9 protein-coding genes are annotated in these 16657 nt (G+C 66.8%); 4 read left to right on the forward strand and 5 right to left on the reverse strand.

Going from position 1 to position 16657, the window contains the following annotated elements:
- Positions 1-60 precede the first annotated feature (60 nt).
- Both JXA24_03645 and JXA24_03650 read right to left on the reverse strand, forming a co-directional pair.
- Positions 61-6441 (reverse strand): hypothetical protein, encoded by a 6381-nt coding sequence (locus JXA24_03645; GenBank protein ID MBN1282848.1) that lies wholly within the window; start codon positions 6439-6441, stop codon positions 61-63.
- A gap of 128 nt (positions 6442-6569) precedes the next feature.
- Positions 6570-8219 carry a serine/threonine protein kinase gene (locus JXA24_03650; GenBank protein MBN1282849.1) on the reverse strand — a complete coding sequence of 550 codons (1650 nt, stop codon included), beginning with the start codon at positions 8217-8219 and terminating at the stop codon, positions 6570-6572.
- 279 nt (positions 8220-8498) lie between these two features.
- Between JXA24_03650 and JXA24_03655 the strand changes: the two genes are divergently transcribed.
- Positions 8499-9167 carry a matrixin family metalloprotease gene (locus JXA24_03655; GenBank protein MBN1282850.1) on the forward strand — a complete coding sequence of 223 codons (669 nt, stop codon included), beginning with the start codon at positions 8499-8501 and terminating at the stop codon, positions 9165-9167.
- Here JXA24_03655 and JXA24_03660 read toward each other — a convergent pair.
- Positions 9145-10050: a deoxyribonuclease IV gene (locus tag JXA24_03660; protein ID MBN1282851.1), complete on the reverse strand. Its 906-nt coding sequence runs from the start codon at positions 10048-10050 to the stop codon at positions 9145-9147. The two genes, JXA24_03655 and JXA24_03660, sit on opposite strands and share 23 nt — an antisense overlap.
- A gap of 87 nt (positions 10051-10137) precedes the next feature.
- Between JXA24_03660 and JXA24_03665 the strand changes: the two genes are divergently transcribed.
- Both JXA24_03665 and JXA24_03670 read left to right on the forward strand, forming a co-directional pair.
- Positions 10138-11037, forward strand: a complete 900-nt coding sequence (locus tag JXA24_03665; protein ID MBN1282852.1) for a DMT family transporter — start codon at positions 10138-10140, stop codon at positions 11035-11037.
- A gap of 113 nt (positions 11038-11150) precedes the next feature.
- Positions 11151-11942 (forward strand): hypothetical protein, encoded by a 792-nt coding sequence (locus JXA24_03670; GenBank protein ID MBN1282853.1) that lies wholly within the window; start codon positions 11151-11153, stop codon positions 11940-11942.
- 89 nt (positions 11943-12031) lie between these two features.
- Here the strand turns inward: JXA24_03670 and JXA24_03675 are convergent, their stop codons facing one another.
- A complete protein-coding gene (locus JXA24_03675; GenBank protein MBN1282854.1) occupies positions 12032-13276 on the reverse strand; it encodes an aminotransferase class III-fold pyridoxal phosphate-dependent enzyme in 1245 nt (414 codons plus the stop codon).
- 111 nt (positions 13277-13387) lie between these two features.
- Between JXA24_03675 and JXA24_03680 the strand changes: the two genes are divergently transcribed.
- The gene (locus JXA24_03680) at positions 13388-16318 is read left to right on the forward strand and encodes a hypothetical protein (protein ID MBN1282855.1); all 2931 of its coding nucleotides are present in this window, start codon (positions 13388-13390) and stop codon (positions 16316-16318) included.
- A gap of 7 nt (positions 16319-16325) precedes the next feature.
- Here the strand turns inward: JXA24_03680 and JXA24_03685 are convergent.
- Positions 16326-16657 (reverse strand): hypothetical protein (locus JXA24_03685; protein ID MBN1282856.1); only part of this gene is annotated, 332 nt, incomplete at its 5' end.

Below are 16657 nucleotides of genomic sequence, written 5' to 3' on the forward strand. Positions count from 1 at the left end.
CTTTTCGGATCGAAGGGATATAACAACGGCCTGCGCTTGACCACAGAAAAAACGGCCGCATCACTCCACGTAGAGGGTGTCGATCGGGTCGCCCTGCCTCTGGAAGGCGATGAAGTTTGCCGCGAGCGTCTCCAGCTCGTCGTCCCGAGCGCGTATGCAGCCGAACGTCCGGGCGGTGTGGCGGTTGTCGCGTCCGCCGTGTATGAACAGCTCGCGCCGCCACGCGACCCCGTTCGCGCCGTCGCCCGGCGAGCCGACCCGGAAACGGATGAGACCCTGCGAGACGTTGTAGCCCGGCCTCTGCACCCCGGCCCAGCCGCCGCCCGTGACCGCGCTCTCGCCCGCTTCGGGCTCCCACAGCCCGAAGCGGCGGTAGAAATCGTCGCGGTATCGGACCGAATAGAACTCGGGGACTCCCACCGCGAACTCCCCCTGCGGCGCGGGCCCGTTGCCGCCCACGATCATCGGGTCGGCGGCGGGGCTCACCGTGCGGTTGGCCGCGCTGTAGGCGGTCACGAGGTAGCCGTCGCCGTCGAAGAGCATCATCCTCTCCCCGGCGCGATCCAAAAAGAGGCTCGCCAGCCCCCACGGGTCCCGGAAGGAGAGCGGGTCCGCCGCCGCGTAGATGTAGAGATTGGGCTCGCCCTGCGGCGGCGCCTTCCCCGCCCCCTCGAACACCCTGCCGAACGGATAGGGGGCGAACCCCGTCGAGACCGAAAGGGGGCGGTTGGAAATCGCGGCCCGCGAGGACTGCCCCTGCCCTTCGTGATACGAGATCGCGGGCCCGAACGCCGGCCCCGCATCGGCATAGAGAGGGACCTTGTACCCGAGAGGATCGGGCGTGGCGAAGCGGACGAGGCCCGGCACGTAGTGCCTGTATCTCATGTAGACGAGCCCGTCGCCGAGCTCGCTCAGCTGCCCTGCGAAGCCGAACGGGTGCCTGCGGTTTTGGCACGACTCACCTCCGAGCGCCTCTCCGTACGGCTCGAAGTCGCAGCGCTGGCCGAACCCCTCCGCGCCCTGTACGGCGCGCACCGAGCCCACGGCGTCGCTCATCATATAGGACGCGTTTCCGCCGTGGAGATAGGCGATCGGCGGCATCAGTTCGCCCTGGTGCGCGAAGGCGACGGCCGGCCCTTCGGCCGGGGCGAAGGAGGCGAGGTCCCAGCGGTCCCAGAGGAAGCGGTCGTAGGCGTCCCCCTCGCCGCCGCTCATCGCCATGCGGTCGAACGCGTCGTATCGCCTGCGGTGTGAGATGCCGTGTTCGGTGATCGCCTCGGAGAGCCTGCCGAACGGGTCGTAGGCAAAAGAGCGCGCCCCCATCCGCGCGAGCCTGCCCTCTGCATCGTAGCCGATCTCGACCGGCTCCCCCGATGCCGGCAGGATCCTCACCGGACGGCCGAGCGCGTCGTTCTCCATGCGCCGCGCCCCCTGCGGACCCTCCGCGAAGAGGAGGTTGCCCGCGGGGTCGTACCCGTACCTGTGCGACGCGCCCCGGGAATCCGCAGGGCCGGGGGGGGACTCGGTCGCGGAGGCGAGCCTGCCGAGCCCGTCCCGTTCGTAGCTCACCGATTTCCCGGAGAGGGAGTCCTTCATCGAAGAGATCCGGCCCGCGCCGTCGCGGCCGTAGCTCCACGAAGCGATATCGAAACCGCGCTGCAGATACCGGCGGGAGAGCTCCCTGCCCCACGGGTCGCGCTCCACGTGCAGCGAGAGGCCGTCCGCCATCTCCGCTCGCACCGCGTTGCCGAGGGGGTCGCGCTCGATCGATGCCACCTTGCCGCGGCGGCCTATGATCGAGGCCGCCAGGCCCTCCGCTCCGTAGGCGTAGTATATGGACTCGCCGCCCGGAAGGGAGAGTGCGACCCTCCTGCCCGCGTCGTCGAACACGCGCGAGATCCATTTCTCTCCCTGCGCCTCGGCGACCGGCCTCGAGAGCGAGTCGTAGACGAACCTCGTCGCCACATCGTCCCAGTCGCCGGGCCCGTTTGCGTCCACGGCCAGCGTCACCCTTCCCAGCCCGTCCCGCTCAAAACGCTGCGCCGTCGATCTTTTCCCATCGCCCGCGGCCCTGCCGGTGAGCCTTCCGGCCGCGTCGTACTCCATCCGCATCGCGAGCCCGCCTCTGCCCACGACCTCCGTCACGCGGCCCGCGCGGTCGTATCGAGTGCGCCGCTCCGAGCCGTCGGCGAATTTCTCCAGCGCGAGCCTGTCCAGGGAGTCGTAGGCGAAGGCGGTCCTCATCCCGTTCGGGTCGACGAGCGCCGCGAGCCTCCCGTTTCGGTCCCATTCGAATTTCACCGCGGCCGTGGCGTCGCCCCCATTCCTCGCGATCGACACGGGCCTGCCCAGGTCGTCGTACTCGAACCGGGTCCTCACGCCGGCCGGGTCCACCATCGAGGAGACCAGCCCCATTCCGTCGCGCGCGAGGCGCGTCGCCACGGCGGTCCCCTCGCGCCGCGAGATCAGCCGGCCGGCCCGGTCGAACGCCTGCTCCGCCGCCCCATATCTTGCGCCGTCCCTCTCGATCCATCTCCTTGCCACCCTCCCCGCCGGGTCGCGCGCGATCAGATCGCGGACCCCGCCCGGCAGTGAGGTCGCCACGAGCCTCCCCGCGCCGTCGTACTCGAACGCGGTGCGATTCCCCATCGGATCGGTCGCGGAGAGCAACCTGCCGTCGACGCCGCTGCTCCATTCGGAGCGCACCCACCGCGAACGGGCAGGATCGTCGCGCCAGAGGCGCTGCGACCTCGCGACCGCACGCCCGCCCGCATGATCGATCCTCTCCTCGGCCAGGAGGCCCCCCGCCGCGTCTTTTCGGAGGATCGCCTCCACCCGGCCGGCACGGTCGCGCGCATACTCGGTCCTGTTTCCGAGCGGGTCGATCACGGCGATCGGCTCGCCGAAGCCGTTGAGCTCGTATCGGGTCTCGGCGCCGCTGCCGTCGACGCGCGAGACCACGTTGCCGTCCGCATCGCGTTTCACGCAGTCGCGCGACTCGTCTTCCGATCCGGCGCCCGCGACGACGCAGGAAAGCCTTCCCTCCCGGTCGTACTCGTAGAGCGCCCGGTTCCCCTCGGGATACGTCGCTGCAGCGAGCCTGCCCGCCGCGTCGTATGAATACAGGGTGACGGCCCTGGCCCTGTTCGAGACCTGAAGGTCCACGCGCGAGACCCGGTCGAGCAGGTCGTGCCCGATCGAGTGCCTGATCGGCGCGCGCGGCCTCTTGATCTCGACGCCTGAGAGGTTGTCGTTGGCGTCGTAGAGGTAATAGACGGGCCAGCCCCCGTCGCGCTCCTCCTTGACCACCTCGTTGAGCGCGTTGACGACCATCCGCACCGAGGCCCCGTCCGGGCCCGCGACAGCGGTGACGTTCCCGACCGGGTCGTAGGAGAAAGAGCGCCTCTCGCGAAGCGGCGGGCCCGACGCCATCCTCCCCTCCGCATCCCGCGCGTCCAGCACCGTCGCCTTGAGGTATCCTCCGCCCGAGCCGTCGTCGCCGGCGACCACAGATCGTGCGCCCGACTCCACGGCAGCCCCGTCGCCGTCGGGGTCGCCCTCGGGGTAATACTCGTATGAGACGACGACCCCGCGCGAGTCCGCCTCCTCGAGCAGCAGCCCCCTTCGGTCGAACGAATACGAGGCGATCTTCGCCCACTCCCCCGAGGGCGAATGCCTCGCGTGGATCGTCGCGGGGTCGTGCGGCGGCCGCTCCGAATAGTCGATCCTGATCTCCTCGCCCGACGGATAGCTGACGAGCGCGGGCCTTCCGAACCGCGGCTCCCTCTTGACGGCAGTCGCGCGAGGGGGGCCTCCCCCGGCCGGCCGCTCGAGGATCCGAACGAGCCCTCCCCGCCCATCGTAGAATCGCTGCACGCACCTGCCCGAGGGCGCGCACGAGTATGACGGCATGCCGCCCGCGTCGTAGCCGTGGTATTCGAGGATGCGATACCCCGTCCCGTCCCAGGCCCATCTCCTCAGGAGGCGCCCCTCCGCATCGTGCTCGTACAGCGTGACCTCGCCGAGGGCGCCCCTCACCCACGCGCGAAAGGCCGCGTCCCCCGATCCCTTCGCATACTGCACCCGCATCCACGGGGAGGCTCCGAAGCGCTGAGCCGCGACCCTCCCCTCCGCGTCGTACCTGTTCCTCAGAAAGACCTCGCCCTTCGGGTCCATGACCATGGCGATCCTGTGCGAGCGCGCCAGCTTTGCGCCGGGCCTCTCGTAGCGGTACGCGGTCAGCTTCCCCCCGGGGAAACCGTGGACAGCCGGCGAGCGCACCCCTGTGAGCTCGTCGTGCTCGTTGTGCTCGTAGCGCACCCTGCGTCCCGCGAAATCGACGACCTCCCTTATGAGCCCGCCCTCGCCCCTCTTGAACTCGACCCTCCTGCCGTACGGGTCGACGACAGCACAGAGGAGCCCGTCCCTGCCGTACTCGTACGCGAGGCAGTTTCGGTGCCTGTCGCACTTGGCGGCAGGCCTTCCCAGCGAGTCGAACTCCGTGCGCAGCCCCTCCGGCCCGGCGATCGCATGGCCGCTATCGCCCATTCGCGTGAGGCGCGAGCTCACCCCTGCCGGCGAGACGAAACCGTCCGCCGCCCGCCTGTAGAAATATTTCCTGCCGCGCTCGTCGATGTGCGTGAACCCCTCCGACCCATTGTCACTCCATGGCAAAAGCCTCTCCGCGAGCGAGTGCGTCCAGCGCCATCCGAGCTCGCCCTTGAAGTCGGAGCGGCCGCGGTAGATCCGCGTGAAGCGGAAGTCGAGGCCGCGGCCCGGGATCACCATGTCGGCAACCTCCTGCACGTACTCCCCGTTGTGCAGAAGGACCGGGTCCAGCGCAGGGCTCTCCGAGACCCCATGCGCGGGTATCCGCTCGACGCCGAGGATCGCAGCGGCGGGGCCTATGAGGTGCGCCGCCTCGAGCGCCCCGGCGGCGCCCTGCGAGATAAGCCCGCTCGCGCGGTCGTTGAGATCGGCGAGGTCGGACTTCACCTTGTCGATCGCCTCACCCATCGAGTCCGAGGGGCGCCACCTGCCGAACTCGCCGAGGAGCTCCTCCGGAAGGCCTAGCCTCTCCCTCAACTCACCGAAATCGGCAGGCAGCCCGCCCAGCGAACCGGGGACCTTCCCGGCGAGGGCCTCGCCCGCAGCCCTGAGCGCGCGCTCCATCTCCGCGTACGCCTCGCGCACGGGGGAGGTGAGGATGGACTGCAGGGCCAGGAGCTCCGACTCCGCCTGTTTCGCGAGCTTTCGCAGCTCCGCCTGCGCCGCGTCGAGCGGCTTTCCGAGCATCGAGTCGATGCGGTCCGCGGCGCCCTGTATCCGGTCGAGCGGCGCCTTGATCTTCGCCATCGCCCCGTCGAACGCCACGCCCATGCCGAGCGCGCCCGCGAGCTCGCGCGCCATGGATCCGAGCTGGATGAGCGTGAGGTTTATGCTCTCCTTGTTCTCCAGTTGCCAGATCATAACGCGCGTCACCTCCGCCGCGCGCTTGAGCTCGTACGGATCGACGAACAGCCCGTCGTAGGCGCGGGCGTAGTGGCCGGCCGCTGCGGCGGCCAGCATCGAGGCGTAGGCGGCGGTCGGCAGCTTTATGACGGGCCTGTTGAGTGTGGAATCCCTGAGAGACTCGAGCGCGCTGCCGGGCATCAGCTCCCTCGCCCTTCGCGCGTAGCGTTCGAACTCCTCCGGGCCTCTTCGCAGCGCCTCCATCGCCTCGGGCGGGAGCGCGCCCGAGAGGGCGTCGTCCATCCGGGAGCGTATCCCGCGCACGGTCCCCTCGCCGACGATCCCGGCGAGGTTTGCGGCCGCGATCTCCGCGAGGTTGCCCGCCTCGAACGCGCGGCGTATCGAGCCCCTGGCGTCGGTCACGTCGACGAAGGCGGCGATCCCCCTCTCCGCCATCTCCCTCTTCAAGAGGGCGACGGCGGAGTCGTAGAGGCGGGCGGCCTCCCCCTCGATCCGTTCGTTGAGGCTGGTGTCGAACTCCCAGGCCACCCTGTCCGCGATCTCGCGCGCCTGCCTTCCCCCCTCCGCGCCCAGAGCGCCGCCCAGGAGGTCCTGCTCGACGACCCTTCGCACCTCGGCGGGAAGTCGCTCCCTGATGCGCTCCCTGATGTCGGCCCGGACCGCGGCAACGAGCTGTGCGTCCTGCCTGAAGAGCCCCGCGAGATCGAATTTGAGCCCTCCTCCTCCGCTCTCATTCATCGCGCGGGCGAGCGCGTCGCATATCCAGTCGGTCCCCTCTTTCGAGATCGCACTCCTCAGCCCCTCTCGCGCGCGCCCCTCGACGAACCCCGCCACCCCGTCGAGCGAGAGGGAGCGGGAGATGCCCTCCGCGCCCGAGGCCCATTCGATCCCCGGCCTTTGGACCGCGGGCGAAACCGAGAGCGGGAAAGCGACGAGGATGAGGGCGCAGATTGCGATTTTTCTGTTCATGCCCACGCTGCAGAGCACGAACCATGCCAATTGAACGGTCCATCAAAACGGGGGTTAAGGGGTGTTATCGAAAAATCGGATCGAGGGGGGTGCTGCGATTCGCTGCACCCCTGCCGAAAACGCTGCACCTAGCGGCAGACGATGGAGGCCCTTTCGTCGAAGATTGCCCTGCACCTGGCCGAGGCGCCGGACGCGAGCGAAACCCTCCCCTTCAGGGAGCGGCCGGTGGGCGGATGGAAGACCTCGACCGTGTGCTCGCCCGGGCTAACCGGGAGCGAGGCCAGGGGCGCCTCGCGCCTCTTCGCGTACCCAGGGACGGTGACCAGGCCCCAGGGCCGGGCCGATACGGAGATCGTCGCCCTGGAGGAGCGTCTGAGCCTGAAGCTCTTCACGAAGGCCGCGGACTCGGGCCCGATGAAGAACCCCTCCGACACCGGCTCGTGGCCGTCGAGCGAGAGCTCCACCCTGCCGCTCACGCCGTTTGAGATGTCTATGCCCCCCGCGGTGAACGGGGTTCTGATCGGCTGCCAGGCGCCGTCGATCATGAGCCTCCCTGCGGCGCCGGACGGCACGCTGTCTATGGCCACCATGCCCTCTACAGGGGGGGGCGATGACGCCTGTCCGCTCACCGCGGGCAGCGGTCCTGTCGCCGCGCCTGCTTCGCCCGCCGCGGCGTCCATCGCGCGCGGCATGGGCGCAAAGGCGGTCGTCGCCGCGAGCAGGGCCACCATCGCCACCGCCCTCCACGCGCAGCCGGGGGCGTTCCAGCGAAAATTCACCACATGCGGGGCGATCGAATCGATCCTGCGCGTGGGCTCGCCCTCCTGCCTGAACGTGGACCGGCTCCGCTCGCGCGCTATCTCCTCGGGGAAGAGCTCCGCCAGGTACGCGGCGAGGTCGAGGCTCGACCCGATCTCGCCCAGGGCGCGCGAGGCGGCGCGGACAGCGGCGAGCATCTCGCCCGCGCTCTGGTATCTCCCTTCGGGGGCCTTTGCCAGGGCGAGCGTGATGAGCGCGCGCAGCTCCGGCGGGAGGCCGTCGATCGCTGAGAGGTCGAACTCGGCCCTCGCCACCCCCTGCAGCGTCTCGTACTCGCACCTGTTTGAGAACAGCCTTCGTCCTGCCAGCATCTCGAAGAGCACTATCCCCGCGGCGAAGAGGTCGCTGCGCGCGTCGATGGGCTCCCCGCGCGCCTGCTCGGGCGACATGTAGGAGTACTTGCCCCTGATCTGGCCCGCGTCGGTGCGCTCGGTGCGGTGAAGGCCCTTGGCTATGCCGAAGTCGGTCACCTTCACCTCGCCGCTCCACGACAGCAGGATATTGGAGGGCGACACGTCGCGGTGAACGATCCCCAGCGGCCTGCCGTCCGCGTCGGCGCAGCGGTGCGCGAAGTCGAGCGCCATGAGGACCTGCTCCGCCACATAGAGGGCGTGCCCGGGCGGCATGGGGGAGCGGTCGCGGACGAGCCTGCCTATGAGGCGCGCGCAGTCGATGCCGTGCACGAACTCCATGGCGATGAAGGGCGAGCCGCCCTCGGAGCCCAGCTCCTGCACCTGCACGATCGACTGGTGCGGCAGCAGGCACAGCACCCTCGCCTCGTCCTTGAGCATCCTCGCAAGCTCGCCGTTCTCAAACCAGGAAGGGAGGAGCCGCTTTATGGCGACCGTCTTGGAGAAGCCGTCGCCCGCCTCGAGCTGCGCCCTGTATATCTCGGCGGTGCCGCCGCTGGCGATCTTCTCGACCAGCCTGTAGCGGCCGAACCTGCAGGGGAGATCCATGCCAACCAGGCAAGCAAACCACGTGCCAGATCGGGCAGGCCTGAAATACAGGCTTTTGTACGATCAGCATCACGGGCGCCTGTTCCATCGTGTGGACCCCCTGTTCGTCAGGCGGGACACGGGATCGAAATCCGGCATGCCCGGGGCTGAGGACACGGGACTCGGCGAGGGGAAGAAAGTCCCCGGATCCTGCCCCTGCTTCCTGAAAATATCCAATGATATCAATGTATTAAATTGGCCCGCTTCTTGCTTATAAAGTAAGCATACAGAGGGGGACAGATGAGACGGAAATCAGGATATCTCGCGTTCTTGACCGCAGCGGCCCTTTTCCTTTCAGTCTGCGGCTGCAACTCGGCCGGCCCAGGCCACGCGGAGGAGACTTCGATCCGGCTCGCCAAGAACATGGTCCTCAAGAGGGGATGGAGCGAGCTGCCGGTCGCGATCTACATCAGCAATTCCGTGCCGGAGAGATTCAGGCCCGCGATCGTAGAGGCGATGGAGATGTGGAACGACGAGGCCGGCATCCCGATATTCGAGTACGCGGGCGAGACGCCCGACGACGCGCAGGGGCGCGACGGGCTGAACGGCATCTACTGGGACGAGAATCCGAGCCCCAAGGGTTATTTCGGCGAGGCGCGCACCACGACGGTGAACAAAGACGTGATCGTGGAGTCCGACATCGTCTTCTTCGGCGATCCCGACAGCTTCGACACGCTCTCGTGCGAAGACGGGAAAGAGATCTGCAGGAGCAAGGTCATGAAGAAAGACGTGAAGACCACCGCCCTCCACGAGCTGGGACACGTGCTGGGCTTTGTCCACACCGACGGCCCGGCCGACATCATGAACCCCGATTTCCAAGCCGGCGACGTCCACTGCCGGTTCGACGCCCTGCTCATCTCGGAGCTGCAGGACGTCTACGGCCCCATCATGATCGCCGACGCGCGCTGATCCCGGACCGGCTCGAGATCAACCTCCTCAGAGACCAGAGATTCCTGTCGTCGTTCCCCTCCGCATCGTCGCCCTTGGGCGTTTCCAGGAGCATGGGCACCCGGGCGAGCCTCGGGTCGTTCATGATGAGGCGGAATCCGGCCAGCCCGATCTCGCCCTCGCCCACGTGGGTGTGGCGGTCCACGCGGCTGCCCAACTTCCCCTTGCTGTCGTTGAGGTGCATCGCCACCAGCCTCTTCATCCCGACCGCCGAATCGAACAGGCGCCACGTCTCATCGTATCCCCTCTTCGTGCGGAGTTCGTAACCTGCGGCAAAGGCGTGGCATGTGTCGAAGCAGACAGCCGCCCTCCCCTTGTCATCGATTTTGTCGATTATCGCGGCCAGCTCCTCGAAGCGGCCGCCGATGGATGCCCCCTGGCCCGCGGTCGTCTCGAGCGCGATCCCTGCCGAGAGCCGGTCCGTGTCGGCGAATGCGCGGTTCGCAGCGTCGGCTATCCTCTCGATCCCCCACTCGAGCCCCTTGCCCTTGTGCGAGCCGGGGTGGACGATCACCCACGGGATGCCGAGGAGATGGGCGCGCTCGATCTCGGCCGTCATCGCCCTGATCGATTTGGAGTAAATCGCGCGGTCCGGGGCCGCGAGGTTTATGAGGTAGCAGGCGTGCGCGACCGCTGTCTTTATCCCCTGCTCCTTCATCGCCCGCCTGAACGCCTCGGCATGGGCCGCATCGATCGGCGGGGCGCTCCACTGCTTGTTGGACCCGGTGAAGAGCTGGATCGCGGTGCAGCCGAGCGCACCCCCCGCCAGCGCCGCGTTCTCCACCCCGCCCGCTATCGAGCAGTGCACGCCGAGCAGCCTGTCCTCCCCCTTCTTTTTTATCATGCGACATGGATCGCAGAAAAAACGCGCCCCGACAAGCGCTCTCTTTTTTCTTTGCAGTGAAGCAATTTGTGCTAAGCATGCCGGCCCATGAGCCTGCTCGGGGTCATAGTCGGTCTCTCCACGGCAATCAGCTGGTCGGGCTGCGCCCTCTTCTTCACGGCGGCGTCCAAGCGCGTGGGCGTGATGTCCATGAACCACTACCGCACGCTCTTCGGCACGCTCCTTATCGCAGCCGCGCACGCGATCTTGTTCGGCAGCCTCGTCCCCGACGCTACCAGGTCGCAGGCCGGCACCCTCGTTGCAAGCGGCCTCGTCGGCGTCGTGCTCGGCGACATATTTCTCTTCAATTCATACGTGGATATCGGCCCCAGGCTCGGGCTGCTCATCTTCAATATCAATCCCTTCGTCACCGCGTTCCTGGCGAGGGGTTTTCTCGGAGAGCGCCTCTCGGAGAGGGCGTGGCTCGGGATGACCGTGACGATCGCGGGCACCCTGTGGGTCCTCTGGGAGGAGAAGGGACAGGGCAGGATATCGAGGTCGCGCCACCACGTGCGCGGCCTTGCCTTCGCAGCGCTCGCGGCCTGCTGCCAGGCGGTGGGGTTTGTTATCGCCAAGCCGGCGATCACCGGCGTCGGCGCGATAGACCCCCTGTCCGCGACCTTCATCCGGGTATCCGCGGCGCTCGTGGGATTTTTCGCCATCGGAATGGCGACAGGCCAGACCGCGAAGGTGATCGCGGACTTCAGGCACAAAAAGGCGATGCTCCAGACATTAGGCGGCGCGGTCGCGGGTCCGTTCATCGGGATCTGGCTCTCGCTCACCGCGCTCAAGCTCCTGCCCGCGGGAGTCGCGGCCACGCTCATCGCCACGATGCCCGTCGTGATACTCCCCATGGTGATGGTGGTGCACAAGGAGCGGGTCTCGTGGAAGGCCACCGTCGGCGCCGTGGTCGCGGTGCTGGGGGTCGCGATCCTGTTCAATGCATAGGCGCACTTAATCACAATAATTTCAGTAGCTTGGAATATGCGGCGATGCCCCCTCTCAGTGTTCAATTCATGGCTGGCCAATCGCTCTCCCCTGTGCTAAGCGTCGCATAAGATATGCCCATCATCCCCCTCATAATCCTCGCCGCAGTGGCGCTGCCGCTCATAATCGGCTGCGACCGCGTGAAGGAGGCGATCGAGGGGGACGAGTGCGCCCCGCGCCGAACGCCTGACGAATACACGGATTTGAGCGACGAGGCTTACCTCACCCTTCGCTCCCTCTGGCCTGAAACGACCCGGGACCGGCCGCCATGGTTCGAGAGGTGGATGAAGAGCCCTGAGGGCGTTCCAGCGGCCATGCGAAACGAGGTGGGTGCGTTCGCCCCACTCTTCGCCACCGCCTGCAGGGCCGCGGCCGCGGATGCCAGGGCGGACCCCAAAAGCACAGTGATCGACGAGTACCGCGCCGCGACCGCCGAATCCTTCCAGGCATATCTCGCCGGCGGGCAGGGGACTGCGGACCACGGCGCCCTCGTCCTCCTCGGGATGCTCGCGCCCGTTAAGGGCGGCGACGGGATGGTGATAGGGGCGATGAACGCCCTCAACATGCCGACCGAGCCGATGGGGAGACAGCGCGAGATGCGCAGCGCGCTCGGCCAGCTCGTGAAGGCCGCATTCTACTACAACGCGGCTACGAGGCGCGCGGAACCGTCCGCGCGATTCTCGATGGAGCGCAAGAGGCTGCGGCTCAAGCCGGCGGATGCGGAGTTCGTGAAGGCCAACCTCAGATCGACGCAGGAGATCCTCGGAAAGATCAATGCGAATCCGCTGACCGATCAGCAGCGCGCACTCTGCGACGCCCTGTCGCTGGCTGCGGAGAACCTCAGGAAATCGGTGGCCTCCCGGTAGCGCCATACGCTGACGGCGCAAAGCAGCTCCGTGCCGGCAATCTGTCAATCGGGCAACCCCGATCCCCCCGGCATCGGCCCTGTCCTTCTCTAAGGCATTTGCCTTGCCACCTCGGCCAGCGATTCCTTGATTATCCCCTTCGCCTCGTTCAGGTCCTCGTCGGTGTGGCGGTGCATGATGTACGAATGATGGTACGGCTGCATGAAGAGGCCGCGGCGGATCGCCTCGGTGAAGAAGATCTTTCTGCGCTCCTTGTACTTCTTCTCAGGGTCGGCCCTGAAGGTGATGTAGGGCATGGGCGGGATGCCGGAGAGCTCCGCGGCCACGCCGGAGGAGTCCACTATCTCCTTCACGTCGGCAAGAAACTTGGTGCCGCGCTCCCATATCCTGTCGCACACCTTTTCGCGCTCCAGTATCTCTATGGTCGCAAGCGCCGCGACCATCTCGAGGCTGTTGGGGAAGAAGGTGGAGGAGACGAAGACCTGGTTGTCGGCAAGGGGCTTCATGATGTCGCGGCGGCCGACGACGACGCCGATCGGATAGCCGTTGCCCATGGCCTTGCCGAAGAGGGCCAGATCCGGGGTCACGCCGTAGCGCTCCTGCGCCCCTCCCAGCGCCACCCGGAAGCCGGTGCGCACCTCGTCGAATATGAGCACCACCTTGTGCCGGTCGGCGAGCCTTCGAACCCCCTCGAGGAAGCCGGGCTTCGGCGCCTCAACGGGCTTCGCGAGCGGGTGGCCGACCGGGGTGACGATGATGCCTGCGATCTGCCCGCGGTTTGCGGCCAGCACCGCGTCCAGCGACTCGATATCATTATAGTGGAACTCCAGGGTGTCCTCGAGGACCTTGGCCGGGACGCCGCCGTGGACCTCCACGCACCAGTCGTGCCAGCCGTGATAGCCGCAGCGCACGATCTTGTCCCGGCCGGTGAACCCGCGGGCGAGCCTCACCGCCGCGGTGGTGGCGTCGGACCCGGTCTTCACGGTGAAGCCCTGCTCGAAGCAGGGGATGAGCTTCCTGAGCTTTTTGAAGAGCTCGTTCTGAAGCGGCTGGCAGAGGTTGAAGCAGAACCCCTTCTTCGCCTGCTCGGCAACCGCCTCGTCGATCTCCGCCTCGCGATGGCCCAGGATTATCGGACCGTAGGCGCAGAGCAGATCGATGTACTCGTTGCCGTCCGGGTCCCAGACCCTCCCCCCCCTGCCCTCGCTCAAAAAATAGGGGTACTCGCCCGGCACGAAGTTATACGGCCTTCTGATCCCCAGGACCCCTCCGGGGACCAGATCCTGCGCCTCGTCCCAGAGCTTCTTTGACCTGTCGAGTTTCAGCCTCTCCATCCTCCCCTCCTTATCGAGGCACCGATAAAAACACACGCCGCAGGAGCCCGCAACCCAAATGATGGAGGGCGGCTGTTGCCCTCCGCCCCGCGATCTGCTTAATATCCGCCCATGTCTCTCCACGGGATCGAGCCCACCAGGCTCATGTCAAAGCGGATCAGCGACGTGCTCTTCGTATCGAGCCCCTACGACCTCTACATCATAGAGGAGGAGGGTCTGCTCGCGGACCGGATATCGGACGAGTACACGATCCTGCACCTGACAAGCGCGCCCTCCATAACGCACGCGGCCACCGCCGAGGAGGCCATCGCCGCGGTGGAGGAGCACGACTTCGACCTCGTCATCACCGGGCAGAGGGTGGGCAAGGGAAAGAGCGCCTACGACATGGCCGCCCGCATGAAGGAGCTGAGGCCCGACCTCCCCATAGTGCTGCTCACCCCGGAGATGGGCAACGGCGGAAGGCCGAAGAAGCGGCAGCCCTCCACGGCCGTCGACAAGGTCTTCTACTGGCACGGCGACACCCGCATCTTCCTCGCGATCATAAAGTGCCTCGAGGACGCGGTGAACGCGGAGCACGACTGCCTCAAGGAACAGGTGCGCGCCATCATACTGGTCGAGGACTCGCCGCACTTCTACAGCGACTACCTGCCCCTCATCTACACCGAGATCATGGAGCAGACGCGCTCCCTGGTGTTCGAGGGGGCCACGGCCGACGAGAAGCTGCGCATGATGCGCAGGCGCCCCAAGATCCTCATGGCCAACACCTACGAGGAGGCGACGCTCCTCTTCGAGAAGTACCGCGACAACCTCCTCGGCGTCATCAGCGACGTCTCGTTCCCGCGCGGCGGAAAGCTCGATGCGGAGGCCGGCTTCGCCTTCGCCGAGGCGGTGAAGGGTTTCAACCCCGACACCCCGGTGCTCCTGCAGTCCAGGGAGGCCGGCAACGCCCCGAGGGCAGAGTCGCTGGGCGCCTCCTACGTGGACAAGAACTCGCCGCACCTGCTCACTGAGCTGCGCCGCTTCATCAAGAACTACTTCGGCTTCGGGGACTTCGTCTTCAGGAACCCGGAGGGCGGCGAGGTGGCGCGCGCGGCCAACATGTGGGAGTTGGAGCGGCTGCTCGAGCAGGTCCCGGACGAGACGGTGGCGTACCACAGCAGGCGCAACCACTTCTCCAACTGGTTCTTCGCGCGCGGCGAGTTCGCGCTGGCCTCCAGGATAAAGCCGGTAAAGCTCTCCGACTTCAAGAGCGTCGCGGACCTCAAGCGAAACCTGCTCGAGAAGATCAGGGAGGCGAGGCTCTCCAAGCGCTGGCTCAACATAGCGCGCTTCTCGGAGCGGAACCTCGACCTCTCCATGGTCTTCATGCGCTTCGGCACCGGCTCGATCGGCGGCAAGGGGCGAGGCATAGGGTTCCTCAGCAAGCTCGTGCAGAGCCCGGAGGTGGCCGGCCGCTTCCGCGGCCACAGCGTCGTGGTGCCGCAGACTGTGGCCATCGGCACCGACGTCTTCGACCGCTTCCTCGAGGCGAACAGGCTCTACAGGGTGGCGGTCGACTCCGAGGACGACGCGGCGACAGCCCGCGCGTTCCTGGAGGCGGAGCTGGATTCCAAAGTGGTCGGCGAGATCGCCGCCTTCGTGAAGAGAAGCGAGGGGCCTCTGGCTGTGCGATCCTCCTCTCTGTCGGAGGACTCCCTCTCGCAGCCGTTCGCCGGGCTCTACTCCACCTACCTGCTGCCGAACAACCACCCCGACTTCGACCGAAGGCTCGCGCAGTTTCTGGCCGCTGTGAAGCTCGTCTACGCCTCCACGTTCTTCGCCGACCCGAAGGCCTACATGGAGGCCAACGGCATAGCGGTGGAGAGCGAGAAGATGGCGGTCATCGTCCAGAGCATAGTCGGCCGCCGCCACGGAGAGAGCTTCTACCCCGACGTCGCCGGGGTGGCCCAGTCCTACAACTTCTTCCCTGTTGGATACCTGAAGCCGGAGGACGGCATCGCGCAGCTGGTTCTCGGCCTCGGGACAATGGCGGTGCGGGGCGAGAGGGTCCTGCGCTTCTGCCCGAAGTACCCGAGCATACTCCCGCAGATGACCAGGCCCAGGGACACCCTGCTCCGCTCGCAGCGCTCATTCCACGCAATCGACCTCTCCAACTCGGAGCCGCAGCTCTTCACCGACGAGGACGTGACCCTGGCGGAGCTCGACCTCTCCAAGGCGGAGGAGCACGGGCTTCTGGCGGGCCTCGGCGGCACCTACTCGAGCGAGGACGACATCATCTACGACGGGACCTCGAGGCCGGGGACTCGCGTGGTCACCTTCAGGAGGCTGCTCGAGGGGGGCGAATTTCCTCTCGCGGAGCTTCTGACCGAGATGCTCGAGATCGGCGCGGAGGGGATGGGATGCCCCGTGGAGATGGAGTTCGCGGCAAGCCTGCCGGCGGCGGGCGAAAGGCCTTCGCTGTCGGTCCTTCAGGTGAGGCCGCTGGTGTCCGGCGAGGAGGCTGACGAGGCGAGCGTGGACGAGGTGTCGAGGGAAGAGTCCCTCGCGTTCTCCGACAAGGCCATGGGCCACGGCAACTTCACGAACATAAGGGACGTGGTCTACGTGAAGCCCGAGGCGTTCGACCCCGCCCGCACAGCGGAGATCGCCGAGCACATAGGGAGGGTCAACGCGCACATGGTGGCGCGCGGGGACAGCTACGTGCTCCTGGGATTCGGCAGGTGGGGCACGACGAACTCGCTGCTCGGCATACCGGTCGCCTACGCCCAGATCTCCCACGCCAGGGTCATCGCGGAGATAGCGACCGAGCAGATGGACGTGGAGCCCTCGCAGGGCACCCACTTCTTCCACAACATCACCTCGTCGCGCATCGGCTACCTCTCCATCGACGAGGCGAAGGGCGGGGGATTCGTGGACTGGAAGTGGCTCGCGGCCCAGAGGCCCTCTCTCGAGACCGACTTCATAAGGCACATCAGGCTCAGGGAGCCGATCGCGGTCCGCATCGACGGCCACTCCGGCCGCGGCGTGATCTTGAAATCCTGAACAAAATTTATCTGCTCTTGCCAACACGGCGGACGGACAGGGTCCGCGTGTCCTTCTCGCTATCCCTCCTCGACTCATACGCCGTCTCGTCGGGGGCTTTCGTCGGCCGGTTTATGATAGGGCTGCTGAATCCGGCCTCCTCGAGCCACGCTGCGAAGGACACGCGGACCCTGTCCGTCAAATCGGCACCGTTTCGCTTCTGGCTGTTGCCGGGCGGGAAGGACCTCTTCGCAGCTGCATCAAAGGGGCGTTTTGAGCGGAGTGTATGAGGAAGGGAAAATATCGGCTGGTTTCGCGAATTGGAGGCTGACGAGAGGAAGACATCCAATTCGCTTCCTC

Source organism: Pseudomonadota bacterium (assembly GCA_016927275.1).
GTDB lineage: Bacteria > UBA10199 > UBA10199 > 2-02-FULL-44-16 > JAAZCA01 > JAFGMW01.

What these genes read in the sequence shown, in the direction of transcription:
- JXA24_03645 (MBN1282848.1), bottom strand. Translation starts at nt 6,441, where the DNA reads ATGAACAGAAAAATCGCAATCTGCGCCCTCATCCTCGTCGCTTTCCCG.
- JXA24_03650 (MBN1282849.1), bottom strand. Translation starts at nt 8,219, where the DNA reads ATGGATCTCCCCTGCAGGTTCGGCCGCTACAGGCTGGTCGAGAAGATC.
- JXA24_03655 (MBN1282850.1), top strand. Translation starts at nt 8,499, where the DNA reads ATGAGACGGAAATCAGGATATCTCGCGTTCTTGACCGCAGCGGCCCTT.
- JXA24_03660 (MBN1282851.1), bottom strand. Translation starts at nt 10,050, where the DNA reads ATGATAAAAAAGAAGGGGGAGGACAGGCTGCTCGGCGTGCACTGCTCG.
- JXA24_03665 (MBN1282852.1), top strand. Translation starts at nt 10,138, where the DNA reads ATGAGCCTGCTCGGGGTCATAGTCGGTCTCTCCACGGCAATCAGCTGG.
- JXA24_03670 (MBN1282853.1), top strand. Translation starts at nt 11,151, where the DNA reads ATGCCCATCATCCCCCTCATAATCCTCGCCGCAGTGGCGCTGCCGCTC.
- JXA24_03675 (MBN1282854.1), bottom strand. Translation starts at nt 13,276, where the DNA reads ATGGAGAGGCTGAAACTCGACAGGTCAAAGAAGCTCTGGGACGAGGCG.
- JXA24_03680 (MBN1282855.1), top strand. Translation starts at nt 13,388, where the DNA reads ATGTCTCTCCACGGGATCGAGCCCACCAGGCTCATGTCAAAGCGGATC.